We start from the raw sequence: 13,763 nt of genomic DNA on the forward strand, positions 1-13,763 counted from the left end.
GAAGCTATGGCCTAATCGGATCGCGGGCGGCCACGCCTTACGAGCGGTGGTCCGTGCGGATCCGGCACCCGGGGGCTTGGCAGGGAAGTGACTGGCCCGGGGTGACACGCCCATTTATACGGAGGATGCCTCCGTTTATCAAGGGGGGACCTCACAGGGGTTCATCAAGAGCTGGTGAGATGGCGACCAAATCACAAGAGCGGCCCCGGAAGCCGCGTGCCGATGCCCTCCGCAACCGCGAGCGCGTGCTGGAGGCGGCCAAGGTCGTGTTCTCGGCCGGTGGCGCGGACGCGAGCCTCGAGGCGGTGGCGCGGCAGGCCGGCGTCGGCATCGGCACGCTGTATCGGCATTTCCCGACCCGCGAGGATCTGTTCGAGGCGGTCTATCGCCGCGAGGTCGAGCAGCTCTCCGAGCTGGCTGAGCAATTGAAGAGCGAGCCCTCGGCGCTGGAGGCGCTGCGGCGCTGGCTGCGCTCGACCGTGCAATTCGTCGCCACCAAGAAAGGCATGATGGCGGCGCTCGCCATCGTCATGAATGCCAATTCCGAGCTCGCCGCCTATTCGCATGCGCATCTCATCGCTTCGATCGGCGCGTTGCTGTCGCGCGCGGTCGCGGCCGGCGAAGTCCGCGGCGACGTCACCGCGGACGACCTGCTCCGCGCCCTCATCGGCATGTGCTACATGCACGACCAGACCGGCTGGCATCAGAGCGTGCTGCGGCTGCTGGATGTGTTCGTGGATGGGTTGCGGGTGACGAGACCTGGAGCAACTCCATCAATTGATTGATGCTCGCCGATGTCGCCGGCGTTGTGCGCTATGATCTAGGAAGATGAAGCGGCCCTACCGCTTCGGGCAAAATGGCTGCGCCTTTCGCCAGCGCGGATCCCCGGGGATGACGGCGCTCTGTCGGCTCCAACGCGAGCCATCTCAGCCCCGCAGCCACTCCACCAGCGCCTGCGCGGTTTCCTCCGGCTGCTCGAGCTGGGGCAGGTGGCCGCAATTGTCGAGCACGACCAGCCAGCTGCCGGCGATCTCGTCGGCCATCTCGGTGGACAGACTGTTCGGGATCATGTCGTCGGTGTCGCTGGTCAGCACCAAGGTCGGGCAGCGGATTGCGGTCAGCGTGGGGCGAGAGTCCGGTCGTGCGATCATCGCGGTCTGCTGCCTGACGAAGCCGTCGACGCCGACATCGTCGGCCATATCGCGCACGAGCCTGCGCAAGCGTGCATCCTCGCGCCGCGACGGATGCACGAAATTCACGGCTAGCCCGTCGACGATGGCGTGATACTCGCCTTCCCTGGCGCGGGTGATCATGGTGCGGCGTCGCGCACCGGCTTCCGGCGCATCCGGCCGCGCCTGGGTGTTGATCAGCGCCAACTTGGCGACGCGCTCCGGAGCCTGGCGCATGATCTCGAAGGCGATGTAGCCGCCCATCGAATGGCCGGCGAGCGCGAAGCGCGGCGGCGCTTCTGACAGGATGCGGCGCGCGATCGCGCCCATGCTGTCGTCGCGGATGTGGTTGGCGATCATCACCGGCCCGTGCCGCCACAGCGCGGGAACAAGAGGCGCATAGATCCGGGGCGAGCAGATCAGCCCGGGCACCAGCACGATCGGCAAAGTTTCCGTCATCAGCCTCCCCCCCATGTGTGCGCGTTATTGATCCGGCCACGCCGGCGGCCTAGCCTTTGCCGCCACCTGCGATGCGGCGGTCTGCTACCTCAGTAACACTGCGTCATTGCGCGGACATTCTGCGGCACTATCGCCGGATGACCGGAGCGTATCACAGCCAAATCGGGAAACGCCATGCGCCATCTGCTTGTCCTGCTCGTCTTCGGTCTTGCCGCCTTGCAGCCCGCCGCCGCCGCCGAGCCATGGGAGATGCTGCCGCCGACGCCGCAGCCGGTTGCTACGCAGCGCGCCGGTCAGGCCGCCGTGAACGGCATCAAGATCTATTATCGTGTTTACGGCCAAGCGCCGCAGCAGGGCGGCACGCCGGTGATCCTGCTGCATGGCGGCCTGGCGAACGCCGATTATTGGGGGCATCAGGTCGAGGCGCTGGCGCCGCATCACATGGTGGTGGTGATGGACAGCCGCGGCCATGGCCGGAGCACCCGCGATGCGCGCGCTTACGGCTACGATCTGATGGCCGACGACGTCGTGGCGCTGATGGACGAGCTCAAGATCGCCAAGGCCGACATCGTCGGCTGGAGCGACGGCGGCATCATCGGCCTGGATCTCGCGCTTCGCCACAAGGACCGCGTCGGCAAGGTGTTCGCCTTCGCCGCCAATTCCGTCACCTCGGGCGTCAAGGACGGCGTCGAGAAGAATCCGACCTTCGCCGCCTTCATCGAGCGCGCCGGCCACGAATACCGGTCGAATTCCGCCACGCCGAATGCCTATGAGGATTTCGTCGCCCAGATCAGTAAGATGTGGGCGGAGCAGCCGAACTGGAGCGACGCGCAGCTGCAGTCGATCACTTCGCCGGTGTGGATCGTCGACGGCGACCATGACGAGGCGATCAAGCGCGAGCACACCGAATATCTCGCCGCCACGATCCCGCATGCGGGGCTGTTGATCCTGCCGAATACCAGCCACTTCGCCTTCCTGCAGGACCCGGAGCTGTTCAACGCCGCGATGCTGCGCTTCCTCGACGGCAAATAGCGCGACCGAAGGACGCGCCCGGCTCCGCATTACTACGGAGAGTGGTCCGTACTTAGCCAATTGTTAGTTGTCCAGGTCACATGTTCCAAACAAATGATAAACATGTGGTGGAAGCCGGACCTATGAAGATCGGTCAGTTGTTTGCGGTGTCGATGCTGTCGGTGACGGCGCTTGCCGTCGTGCCCGCGGCGGAGGTCGTGGTTGGGCAATATCGGATCCTGGCCGATAGGGCGGATGCCATCAAGACAGTCGAGGCGTTCGGGGCGGTTCTCCTGTTTGCGCAGAACATGGTGGGCAACCGGGCGCCCTACATCACCCCGTTGTTTGCGGAGGGGCCGGCCACCGAAGCGCAGCTGGCGGTGATCGCCAAGACCAGGCAGTCGACCGATGCGGCGTTGGCGAAGGCGCGAAGCGCCATTGCGGAGCTCGGCGACGGCAAGGCGGTTGGCCAGACTCTCGATCAGGCCGGAGCCAAATTCGCCGAGATCCGTGCCGCGACGGACGCCGCGCTCTCCCGTCCGCTGAGCGCCCGCGACCCGGCCGTGACCAAGGGCTTCCTGCCTGGCGTCGCCCAGGTCGCGGTGATGATCGAGCCGATTCTGAACCGCCTGCAAAATGATGTCGCCAACGCGGATGCCTCGCTCACGACGCTGCTCGACGTCTCGCGCACGGCTCAGGACTTGCGCGTCACGGCCGGTGGCCGCGCGGCCCTGCTGTCGCCTGCGCTGAGTGCTCACCGCCTGGTGACGCCGACGGAGAAGGCCACGATGGACCGCGGCCAGGGCCGCATCGAGACGGACCGCGACCGCATGGAAGCGGGCGTCCAGCAGCTCGGCGATCCGGCCGGCCTTGCGGCGGCGCTGAGGAACGCCAAGGAGTCCTATTTCGGGCAGGCGGGGCCGCTGATCGACAAGGAGATCGCGGCGGGGCTGAGCGACACCAATTATTCCATCACCGCCGAGCAGCTGGGTGAGCGGGTGGTTCCGGCGGTCGAAAAGTTCTTCGCGGTTCGGGATGCCGCGATCGCGGAAGCGCGCGACCGCGCCAGCGCCTCGCGCGACTCGGCGCGCGTGATGCTGGCCGTCGCCGCCGCGCTCGTGATTGCCTTGCTCGGGCTCCTGGTCGGCGTCACCATGCTGCTACGCCGCCGTGTGATCGCGCCGATCGTGAACCTGACCAAGGTGATCGGCGAGATGGCCCAAGGCCGCGACGATGTCGCGATCCCTGCGAGCGATCGCGACGACGAGATCGGAGCCATGGCAGGATCGCTGGAGACGTTCAGGGAAGCGCTGCTGGCGAACAAGGCCGCCGAAGCCGCGGCTGCGGCCGATGCGCAGGCCAAGATCGAGCGCGGCCAGCGCGTCGAGCGCTTCACGCGGGAGTTCGAGACCGCGATCGGCGAGGTCATCAGCGTGGTCTCGGAGGCCGCAGGCGAATTGGAGCGCTCCGCCGGCACGCTGACCGCCACCGCCGGACGCTCGCTGGAATTGGCGACCGTGGTCGCCGGCGCCTCCGAGGAGGCGTCGACCAACGTGCATTCGGTTGCTGCAGCGGCCGAGCAGATGACCTCCTCGGTCGACGAGATCAGCCGCCAGGTGCATGATTCCGCGCGCATCGCCGGCGAAGCCATGGAGCAGGCCCGCCGGACCACCGATCGCGTCGGCGAGCTCGCCAAGGCGGCGTCGCGGATCGGCGACGTCGTCGAGCTGATCAACGCGATCGCCGGCCAGACCAATCTCTTGGCGCTCAACGCCACCATCGAGGCGGCGCGCGCGGGCGAAGCCGGCCGCGGCTTTGCCGTGGTCGCCTCGGAGGTGAAGGCGCTCGCCGAGCAGACCGCGAAAGCGACCGGCGAGATCGGCCAGCAGATCGGCGGCATCCAGAGCGCGACGCAGGAGTCGGTGGGCTCGATCCAGGAGATCAGCGAGACCATCTCGCGCATGTCGGAGATCGCGTCCGCAATTGCCTCCGCAGTCGAAGAACAGAGCTCGGCGACGCGCGAGATCTCCCGCAACGTCCAGCAGGCCGCCCACGGCACCCAGGAGGTGTCCGCCAACGTCGCCGATGTCCGCAAGGGCGCCGACGAGACCGGCTCGGCCTCCTCGCAGGTGCTGTCGGCCGCGAAGTCGCTCGCCGGCCAGAGCAGCCGCCTGCGCAGCGAAGTCGCGCGCTTCCTGGATTCCGTCCGCGCGGCGTGACGGCAGAGGACGAGTAGTTGGGCAAAGCGACTTGTCCGTCGTAGCCCGGGGGCGAAGGCGGAAGCGCGCCCGCCGCCCAGCTACCAACTCAGTGTGGTAGGCTTCAATGTGATGCCCTTGGTCGGTGATCGCTGAATGGCATTCAGGCTCGGCATCATCTCCGATACGCACGGCCTGTTGAGGCCGGAGGCCGTGCATCGGCTCGCCGAGGTCGATCACATCATCCATGCCGGCGATATCGGCCGCCCAGATGTGTTGGACGGACTCCGCCGCATCGCGCCGGTCACGGCGATCAGGGGCAATGTCGATAGCGCCGAATGGGCCAGAGGCTATCCCGAGACGGCGACGGTGCAGCTTGAGGGCCGATCGTTCTATGTCCTGCACGATGTCAATGCCCTGAGCATCGACCCAGTCGCGCGCGGCATCGACGCGGTGATCTCCGGCCATTCACACAAGGTTCGCATCGAGACGATCGGCGGCGTGCTCTATCTCAACCCCGGCAGCGCCGGCCCGCGGCGCTTCCGCCTTCCCATCCCGCTGGCGACGCTCGACCTCGGGCTGGGTGACCTGCAGCCGGTGATCCACGACCTCAGTGGTGGTTGAACGGATGAGTGCGGCGGTGCGCTCCCGTCGAGCACTGTCAGGCACTTCTCCTGCACTGCGGCACACTGGGTTTTGGCTGCGCGGAGGCTCGCGCCGGCTTGGAAAAGGCGCTACGATGGAAAACGTGATGTCAATTGAGCCCAGGGAGGCTCGTCATGAAATCACAAGCTGTCCCCTTCGAAAATCGCTGGACCAACGGTGAGCACGCCCGGCAGTGGCATCGCGAGCTCGAGCGGCTCGGCGTGCAGAATGTCAGGACGATGTTTTGCGAGCACGAAACGCATCATGGCGAGGAGTGCGCCGTCGTCTTCGATATCCCTGCGGGATTTGTGCGAGACTGGCTCGCCTTCCACGACCGCCAGACCGCGCGTCAGCAGCTCCTCTGGCGCGGCGGCGTCATTGCATTGGGCCTGATCGCCGCCTCAGGAGCCGTGCTCGGGCTTTTGAGATAGAGGCGCTTGACTGGCTTCGCCGGATTGCGCCCGCGAATATCCCGTTGCCGAGTTGAACGCAACTGATAGGCGCCAGTGGCGCGGTGACGGCTTAGTCGGAACTATAAACGTGTTCTTCTAATTGGAATGGCGGGGCAATAGGGGAGTAATTCTCGCAAGCTCGTTGCAGAACCGGTTTTGATGGCCGTTTCCCGGGAAAGGGAGCGAATAGACGGTAGCATTGCTTCCGGCTGCTCTGGCGGCTTCCGCAACAAAAGGCGCAATGCTTGTCATCAGAGATACAATCGCTTGTGGCTGATAGATGGCGATGCGATCACGTAGACTGCTTACCGCGTTCCGAAGCTCGGCTTTGCGCGCAGCGCCTTTGAGGCGGTCGACCGGCTTGGTTAGAACAAGGTCGTCGAGATACCAGCCGTAGGCCTTGAACCGCTCGAAGAAGTCCCGCGTGTCAGGTAGCGCAGTTTCGATTGCTCGCCGCGTGTACGTCAGCATCGCGTTATTTCCATTGTAGAAGAACTTGCCGCCCGTTGGGGCGGACTCGCCTACGAAAAGAGTCATGACTTTGGCCGGTCGATGGGAGAGTCGCGCGGCCTCTATCGCTTCGATCGCATCGGACATTTCGAGTTCACCCAAGTGATGGTCGCCGCCAATTCGCGCTTTGTTGAAGGCCCGTGATGACATTTCTCCTATGGCCCGACGCTCTAGGATCTACGGAGCCGTGTCTGCTCGGCTCCTATCATAGGGAGAAGACAAATGACCAAATTTAACTTGGTGTCGGTCGCGCTGATTGCGGCAGCCGTATTTGTAACTGAAGCCCAGGCGGCCCGCAGCAACAATGCCGCGGCACATCGTGCCATGAGCAAGACCCATGCTATCACGGATTGTGTGCGGGCTCCGAAAGCGGGCGCGTTTGCCTCGGATCCCTACACCGAACCTCCTTGCATGCCAAACACCATCAACTGAAAGCACAAGAAGTCGGGTTGGCGGAAATCCGCCAGCCCCGATCATGCGCAATCCGACTTTCGGTGACAGTGCACTCAACCGGATGGGTGAGCTAAGGTCGTATAAGGGCGGATCGGTGAGCGCACAGGTCACCAGTGCGTCTCATCCAGTGCCGCAGTGGAATTTAGTGGACTGGACCGTCGCCGGAATTGGATGCCACCCATAATGAGAGGGGAGTTGTCGTGTGTGCCGCTTTCGTCGATGTAAACTGTGATCAACATTGGTCTAAAGAACTAGCCCTCCTTACCGGCTCAGGCAGCTACGTTGTGCCTCTCTCTGAAGGAAGGTGCTTGCGTGGGTCCTGCGACCGCTGGCAGCGGGTGGGAGGCTGTGTCACTCAACAGCTGAATACCCATGATGCGGCGGCGCCCTTGCTCAGTCGTTCCCTGCGTTAGCTTGATTGCGAATGCTCGCAAGTCTTCGATGCGCCGGTCGATTTCCTTATCGAGGGATTGAAAGACCTGAGTCGCCGTGGTGTGACGAAATGCCTGCGACCAGCCTCTTACCGTCTTGTGAAGCAAGACCATTGCCTGATGATAGCCCTGTCCATTGGTCGGAGATTGTCCCATCGCCGCTAGGCTCATTTGCTTCTTGGCCTGTTCTACGATGACATCGCACCTCTTTCGGAACGCCTGAATGGCCGCTGCGGAAGGTTGCCGAGATGTGCCTGACACCCTGTAGCCAAGCACGTCGGTGCCGTCGTACACGTTGCCTTCATCGAACTTCCCTGCGCGTCGAGCGGCTTCGTCGGCATGATCGTAGACATCCATGCCTAATCGTGCGAGGTGCTCGCGTGCTGCGTTGTACGCCGCTCCGACCTTCGTGCGGGATGCACCCAGCATGATGAAGTCGTCAATGTAGCGGACGCAAACGATCCCGCGGCCATTCATCAGTTCGTCAAAGGACCGAAGGGCAACGTTTGCCGCAAGAGCAGACAGCGCCGACCCCTGAGCTACACCGACGTCTTCGTCGGGGAATAGCTTAAAGTGTTTGCGCTCCTCCAACTGTGCCCTGTTCCTCAAGTTCGTGGCTAGTGCCGACCTGAAGATGTCTACGAACTGCCGATCAGGTACCGCCTCAGCGATGAACGCATTCACGTCCGCGAGCGGAATGCGGGTGAAGAAGTTCTTGATGTCAGACCTCACAAACCAAGTTTTACCATTGCGGACCGCTTCATCAATCAAGGATAGTCCATGAGGAACGCCCCGATCTTTGATCCCGCCGACGCTGGTTCTTGTTTCCATGATCTGTCTGACCGCAGGAACACCTAGCCAAGCCTTTCGCGAGTTGTCGGATCCATAGCCTTGCAGCACTTCGAGGATAGCTCGACGTACGATCCGGTTCGCGATCGGAGCCATCACCACCGGGCGGAGACCTTTTCCTTTCCCCTTGGGGATGGTGATCCCCTCTTCTCCATCGAAGCGGAGCTTGCCGCTTCGGAGCCGCTTGCTGATTTGCTCGAGATTGCTCAACCACGCATCATCATAGCGCCTGATTGCGCTCACGGTGGTCTCGCTGGGCGATGTGAGCCCGCTCTGTTTCACAGCCGCCCACGATCGATGAAGAACCTCTCGGGACCTGAGCCTCTTGTAGAGATCGTCGGCCATCAACAAGCCTGTGGTGTGAGGGCCTATCGGTTCGCCCGCCCTCGGCCAGAGCTCTAAGTCCGATCCCCAAGGCTCCGAAGGCGCAGTGTGCATCCCTCGGGTGCGACCTGATCCGATGTAGCAACAGCCACCCGGACCTCACCCCCGGAACAACCGACGCTCAGATCGAGCCCGGCCCCCAGAAGCGAGTGGACCACTGCTGCGAAGCACGCCGCAGTTGTAGCGAGTGCCGATCGACTGGCACCTTTTTGCATGTTCTGGTCATCTGAAGCGCTCCTTCGAGTTCCGCCTACCTTTTTGGCGGTGCTGGTCAAGAGCTGCCCGCGACCCTCCACGCCGGCGGAGAAAGAAAAGCTACCAACCGTCCGATAGGTCCCCGTAATGGTGAGGGCTACGGTCAGCTTCCAATCCGCCGAGGGCGAAGTCCGATCCCCAAGGCTCCGAAGGCGCAGTGTGCATCCCTCGGGTGCGACCTGATCCGATGTAGCAACAGCCACCCGGACCTCACCCCCGGAACAACCGACGCTCAGATCGAGCCCGGCCCCCAGAAGCGAGTGGACTGGATGTTCCTACGATAACTGATTCGGTTCGCTACCACAATGGGTAGTGGCGATGGATATCGGTTAACCCTATATGCTGTGGGTACCTGCAGGGACTGCAAGTGGAAAAGCGCTGATTGCACCGAATGGAACCTTATACCGTGAGTCGTGCCGCAACCCGAGCTACCTGTGTTGCTGTCCACTGATTTCCTCGGCGCGGCGTGGGGGTGCGCCGCGCGTTGAGTGCACGTGCGATAGAGCTCCACGAGGTGATGCCATGTCGTTTCAACTCGCTGAAAATGGGACGAGGTCAGCGGCGCGATTGCGGGCTCTCGCTGCTTGCGCGTCGCGGCCCGCTTTGCGAGCAACCTGCGAAAGCCGAGCGCCACGGTCGCCGCCAAGCCTCACTCCACGCTTCTTCGCTTCCGCCAGGGCGGCCTTGGTTCGCTGCGAGATCATGTGCCGCTCTTCATCCGCCACCATCGCCATGATGCCTACAGTCAAATGATTTGCGTGCGGCATGTCCGCTGCTACGAAGTCAACGCCTGCTTTCTCCAAGCCCAGTAGGCAGTGCGCGTCACGGGACAGTCGATCCAGATTATAGTGACAGTGCACTCAACAGGATGGGTGAGCTAAGGTCGTATAAGGGCACATCGGTAAGTGCACAGGTCATCAGTCCCATTCAGCAGGCGGCAATGATGATGACGCTAGCCGAGGTAACGCGGGTATCTCCCGTCGGTTGCGGGAATAAGGCCGCTGCTGGATTGAGGAACAGCCACCATGACCCCAAATTCCTCTTTCGTTTTTTCAGAAATCATGCTATATCCCCCACATCCCGCCTCGGTGCGAGGGGCGTATCGCGGTCGTCACGAACGTGGAGGCGGGGAGCGGTGGCCGTGCGGGCGCGCAGCATTCTCTTGAATGCCGACGAGCGGGCTCGTGCGGACGGCGAAATCGTGTGGTCCTGACCTCCCGGTGCTGGGGTCAAGCTCGCGTGCTTCGACGCGCATGCGGGTGATGGGGGCAAGAGAGCCGGTCCCCAAGGAGAGCGCGTATAAGCCGTAAGCCCATCGCGCAGGGAAGGCCGGGTGTTTTCGGCCCAACCTGTGGTGACTGCCGCCTGCTTTTCTTTCTGCAGGCGGGCCACGGGCGCGGCCGGCGCCCGGCCTTCCCTGCGCCCTTGCGTTTTCGCGAGGGCGGTCGACCAGCAAAGCTCGGACGCGAAACGCGCCGCGAGACCGCGAAGCTGCGCGTTCGGCCAATTCAATGGATCATGAAGGGGAGGAGCCCTGGGTCCCATGGTGCTGCCGGACAGGATTGAACTAAGGTCTCAATCCTGGTTGGTATTGATTTTATTGTATTTTTTGGTCCGGCGATCTGCTTTTGTGTGGCACTTTTTGGTGGCGTCGTCGAAACATGATAACTTCGAAGGGCCGCCGTTGCATTATTTTTTTCGCTGCCGGTCTAATTGTGCTGGGTGTTACTCCATCGAAACGGTTGCACTAGCTGCTTCTGGAGCCGTACCACTCACGAATACGATACCCCTGATCAGACCGAGAGATTTGTTCTGACCAGGAACAGCGGCACACGCGGCTGGGGGGCCGATGGACAATCCATTTTTTGATCATCCGATTCTGAACTCGCCCTATGCCTATCCCACACGTCATTGGGAGCTCGACGAGACCGGGCAGCCCACGCAGCTGATCATCGAAAGCCGCCGATCCGCGAAGTTCGTCACTCCCATCCCCAAGCCGAAGAAGCGCAAGCCTGCCGCCCAGAAGGGGTTCGTCTTCGACGAGGGCAAGGGTCTTTCCACGGCCGAGCAGCAATATGACATTACCTCGATCATCAACGAGGTCCGTAGCCACGTGGACTCCTGGCGAAATCTGCCGAACCCGAATCAATGGCAAGTCACGCAGGAGACGGCCCGTCTGCTCCAGCATTGGCGTCATCACGATTCCGGCGGCGTGCGCCCGTTCTTCTGCCAGATCGAAGCCGTCGAAACCGCGATCTGGCTGACCGAGGTTGCTCCGGGCACACGGCAAGGGAAACGCCTGCTCGATCATCTCGCTGCTGCGAACAAGGATGCCAATCCCGAGCTGATGCGCCTCGCCCTGAAGCTCGCGACCGGCGCTGGCAAGACCACCGTGATGTCCATGCTGATCGCCTGGCAGACCATCAACGCCTGCCGGCACGAAGGCAGCAAGAACTTCACCCGCGGGTTCCTGATCTGCGCTCCGGGCCTGACAATCAAGGACCGGCTACGCGTCCTGCAGCCTAACGACCCCGAGAACTACTATTCCGAGCGCGCCATCGTTCCAACGGACATGCTCGACGATCTTCACCGAGCGAAAATCGTGATCACCAATTATCACGCCTTCAAGCTCCGCGAGCGCGTGGAGCTGTCGAAAGGTGGTCGTCAGCTGCTGCAGGGCCGCACCGGCGACGAGTTAAACACGCTGGAGACCGAAGGGCAGATGATCCAGCGCGTCATGGGCGAGCTGATGGGCCTGAAGAACATCATGGTCATCAACGACGAGGCGCACCACTGCTACCGAGAAAAACCCAAGGAGCCCGACGATGAGGATTTGAAGGGCGACGAGAGGAAGGAGGCCGAGAAAAATAACGAGGCCGCCCGGCTCTGGATTTCCGGCATTGAGGCGGTGAACCGCAAGCTCGGTGTCGCCCGCGTCATTGATCTCTCCGCAACCCCGTTCTTCCTCCGCGGTTCAGGTTACGCAGAAGGCACCCTCTTTCCCTGGACCATGAGCGACTTCTCGCTGATGGACGCGATCGAATGCGGCATCGTCAAGCTGCCGCGCGTTCCCGTGGCCGAAAACATTCCCGGCAATGAAATGCCGATGTTCCGCGATCTCTGGGAGAACATTCGAAAGGACATGCCCAAGAAGGGCCGCGGCCAGGGCGAAGAGCTGGACCCGCTCCGCCTTCCGACCCGTCTGCAGACCGCGATCGAGGCGCTCTATGGGCATTACGAGAAGACGTTCAAGCTTTGGGAGGAGAAGGGGATCAAAGTCCCTCCCTGCTTCATCATCGTGTGTCAGAATACAGCCATCTCGAAGCTGGTCTATGACTTCGTCTCTGGCTTCCACCGGAAGAACTCGGACGGCTCGACGACACTTCAGAACAGCCGCTTCGCACTGTTCCGGAACTTCGACGATGTCACCGGCAATCCGCTGCCGCGACCGAACACGCTCTTGATCGACAGCGAGCAGCTCGAAGCCGGCAATGCGCTGGATGACAATTTCCGCGCCATGGCCGCCGACGAGATCGACCGGTTCAAGCGTGACATCATCGAGCGCACCAAGGACGCACGCGCCGCCGACAACATCAGCGAAGCGGATCTGCTTCGTGAAGTGATGAACACAGTTGGCAAACACGGTCAACTTGGCGGCTCGATCCGCTGCGTCGTCTCCGTATCGATGCTGACCGAGGGGTGGGACGCCAACACGGTCACTCATGTTCTGGGCATTCGCGCCTTCGGGACGCAATTGCTCTGTGAGCAGGTCATTGGCCGCGCTCTGCGCCGACAGTCCTATCAGCTCAACGAGGAAGGGCTGTTCAACGTCGAATACGCCGACGTGTTCGGCATCCCCTTCGACTTCACGGCCAAGCCGGTCATCGCTCCTCCTCAGCCGCCGCGCGAAACCGTTCAGGTCAAGGCCATCAGCCCAGATCGGGATGCCCTGGAGATCCGCTTTCCGCGTGTCGAGGGCTATCGTGTCGAGCTGCCGGAGGAACGGCTGACGGCGGATTTCAACGACGACTCCGTGCTCGAACTCAGCCCGGATCTCGTCGGTCCCTCGATCACCCGGAACTCGGGCATCATTGGCCAAGGTGTCGACATGAGCCTCGAACACCTTGGCGACATGAGGCCCTCTTCGCTCGTTTACAACCTCACACACCGGCTGATCACTACGAAATGGCGCGACCCCGGCGAGGAGCCGAACCTGACCTTGTTCGGTCAGCTCAAACGCATCGTGAAGCAATGGCTCGATACATGTTTGGTCTGCAAAGGCGGCACTTATCCGGCGCAGCTCATGTATCAGGAGCTGGCGGACATGGCCTGCAACCGGATCACCACCGCCATCACCCGACACTTCATCGGGGAACGGCCGATCAAGGCTCTGCTCAACCCTTACAATCAAGTCGGATCGACCCGTCGCGTCCGGTTCAATACCTCGCGAGCCGAGCGATGGGATACGAGCGGACCGCCGCCGAAGAACCACGTGAACTGGGTCATCCTGGATTCGGACTGGGAGGCAGAGTTCTGTCGCGTGGCGGAATCTCACCCGCGCGTCATCGCCTATACCAAGAACCATAATCTTGGATTCGAAGTACCCTACCGTTACGGCTCCGAGAACCGGAAATATTGGCCCGACTTCATCGTGAAGGTCGATGATGGCCGCGGTCCAGATGATCCGCTCAATCTGATCGTCGAGATCAAGGGCTATCGGCGCGAAGATGCCAAGGAGAAGAAAGCCACGATGGAGACCTATTGGGTGCCCGGCGTGAACCATCCCGGCACCTTCGGGCGATGGGCCTTCGCCGAGTTCGGAGAGATTTACCAGATCGGCACGGACTTCGAAGCCAGGGTGAAGGCCGAATTTGACAAGCTGATCGATAAGCACCGCATCAAGGAACCGGCCTGAGATTTATCAGGGCAACAGGCCGAGAGGATCGT

General features: G+C 62.3%; 11 protein-coding genes. 7 read left to right on the forward strand and 4 right to left on the reverse strand.

All coding sequences use genetic code 11. The features are described from left to right. The first annotated feature begins 179 nt into the window (after positions 1 to 179). Complete coding sequence (locus QXZ85_RS11410) at positions 180 to 785, forward strand: TetR/AcrR family transcriptional regulator (RefSeq protein ID WP_315701757.1); 606 nt, start codon at positions 180 to 182, stop codon at positions 783 to 785. A 141-nt stretch (positions 786 to 926) separates the two neighbouring features. Here QXZ85_RS11410 and QXZ85_RS11415 read toward each other — a convergent pair whose 3' ends face one another. After that, on the reverse strand, positions 927 to 1,628 hold the full coding sequence (locus tag QXZ85_RS11415) for an alpha/beta fold hydrolase (protein WP_315701756.1): 702 nt from the start codon (positions 1,626 to 1,628) through the stop codon (positions 927 to 929). A gap of 174 nt (positions 1,629 to 1,802) precedes the next feature. Between QXZ85_RS11415 and QXZ85_RS11420 the strand changes: the two genes are divergently transcribed. From QXZ85_RS11420 to QXZ85_RS11435, 4 genes are all read left to right on the forward strand, one after another. Next, entirely contained in the window at positions 1,803 to 2,660 is an 858-nt protein-coding gene (locus QXZ85_RS11420; RefSeq protein ID WP_315701755.1) for an alpha/beta hydrolase, read from the forward strand. Positions 2,661 to 2,782: 122 nt separating this feature from the next. After that, positions 2,783 to 4,858, forward strand: a complete 2,076-nt coding sequence (locus tag QXZ85_RS11425) for a HAMP domain-containing methyl-accepting chemotaxis protein (RefSeq protein ID WP_315701754.1) — start codon at positions 2,783 to 2,785, stop codon at positions 4,856 to 4,858. A gap of 135 nt (positions 4,859 to 4,993) precedes the next feature. Then, positions 4,994 to 5,461 carry a metallophosphoesterase family protein gene (locus QXZ85_RS11430; protein WP_316174105.1) on the forward strand — a complete coding sequence of 156 codons (468 nt, stop codon included), beginning with the start codon at positions 4,994 to 4,996 and terminating at the stop codon, positions 5,459 to 5,461. A 155-nt stretch (positions 5,462 to 5,616) separates the two neighbouring features. After that, positions 5,617 to 5,913, forward strand: a complete 297-nt coding sequence (locus QXZ85_RS11435; RefSeq protein WP_315701752.1) for a hypothetical protein — start codon at positions 5,617 to 5,619, stop codon at positions 5,911 to 5,913. Positions 5,914 to 6,030: 117 nt separating this feature from the next. On the opposite strand, the gene QXZ85_RS11440 is transcribed toward QXZ85_RS11435, so the two are convergent. Then, positions 6,031 to 6,594, reverse strand: coding sequence for a hypothetical protein (locus QXZ85_RS11440; RefSeq protein WP_315701751.1), 564 nt, complete (start codon positions 6,592 to 6,594; stop codon positions 6,031 to 6,033). A 72-nt stretch (positions 6,595 to 6,666) separates the two neighbouring features. Between QXZ85_RS11440 and QXZ85_RS11445 the strand changes: the two genes are divergently transcribed. Then, positions 6,667 to 6,876 (forward strand): hypothetical protein, encoded by a 210-nt coding sequence (locus tag QXZ85_RS11445; RefSeq protein ID WP_315701750.1) that lies wholly within the window; start codon positions 6,667 to 6,669, stop codon positions 6,874 to 6,876. A gap of 290 nt (positions 6,877 to 7,166) precedes the next feature. Here QXZ85_RS11445 and QXZ85_RS11450 read toward each other — a convergent pair whose 3' ends face one another. Both QXZ85_RS11450 and QXZ85_RS11455 read right to left on the reverse strand, forming a co-directional pair. Continuing rightward, a complete protein-coding gene (locus tag QXZ85_RS11450) occupies positions 7,167 to 8,522 on the reverse strand; it encodes a reverse transcriptase domain-containing protein (protein WP_315729470.1) in 1,356 nt (451 codons plus the stop codon). Positions 8,523 to 9,346: 824 nt separating this feature from the next. Beyond that, positions 9,347 to 9,676: a recombinase family protein gene (locus QXZ85_RS11455; protein WP_315701748.1), complete on the reverse strand. Its 330-nt coding sequence runs from the start codon at positions 9,674 to 9,676 to the stop codon at positions 9,347 to 9,349. Positions 9,677 to 10,665: 989 nt separating this feature from the next. Here QXZ85_RS11455 and QXZ85_RS11460 point away from each other — a divergent pair. Next, positions 10,666 to 13,731, forward strand: a complete 3,066-nt coding sequence (locus tag QXZ85_RS11460) for a BPTD_3080 family restriction endonuclease (RefSeq protein WP_316174108.1) — start codon at positions 10,666 to 10,668, stop codon at positions 13,729 to 13,731. The last annotated feature ends 32 nt before the right edge of the window (positions 13,732 to 13,763 follow it).

Source organism: Bradyrhizobium sp. SZCCHNGR1005 (assembly GCF_032489995.1).
Lineage (GTDB): Bacteria > Pseudomonadota > Alphaproteobacteria > Rhizobiales > Xanthobacteraceae > Bradyrhizobium.

Excerpts from the sequence above, each read along its gene's own strand:
- QXZ85_RS11425 (WP_315701754.1), top strand. The coding sequence starts at position 2,783 with ATGAAGATCGGTCAGTTGTTTGCGGTGTCGATGCTGTCGGTGACGGCG.
- QXZ85_RS11440 (WP_315701751.1), bottom strand. The coding sequence starts at position 6,594 with ATGTCATCACGGGCCTTCAACAAAGCGCGAATTGGCGGCGACCATCAC.
- QXZ85_RS11430 (WP_316174105.1), top strand. The coding sequence starts at position 4,994 with ATGGCATTCAGGCTCGGCATCATCTCCGATACGCACGGCCTGTTGAGG.
- QXZ85_RS11435 (WP_315701752.1), top strand. The coding sequence starts at position 5,617 with ATGAAATCACAAGCTGTCCCCTTCGAAAATCGCTGGACCAACGGTGAG.
- QXZ85_RS11410 (WP_315701757.1), top strand. The coding sequence starts at position 180 with ATGGCGACCAAATCACAAGAGCGGCCCCGGAAGCCGCGTGCCGATGCC.
- QXZ85_RS11445 (WP_315701750.1), top strand. The coding sequence starts at position 6,667 with ATGACCAAATTTAACTTGGTGTCGGTCGCGCTGATTGCGGCAGCCGTA.
- QXZ85_RS11415 (WP_315701756.1), bottom strand. The coding sequence starts at position 1,628 with ATGACGGAAACTTTGCCGATCGTGCTGGTGCCCGGGCTGATCTGCTCG.
- QXZ85_RS11450 (WP_315729470.1), bottom strand. The coding sequence starts at position 8,522 with ATGGCCGACGATCTCTACAAGAGGCTCAGGTCCCGAGAGGTTCTTCAT.
- QXZ85_RS11460 (WP_316174108.1), top strand. The coding sequence starts at position 10,666 with ATGGACAATCCATTTTTTGATCATCCGATTCTGAACTCGCCCTATGCC.
- QXZ85_RS11420 (WP_315701755.1), top strand. The coding sequence starts at position 1,803 with ATGCGCCATCTGCTTGTCCTGCTCGTCTTCGGTCTTGCCGCCTTGCAG.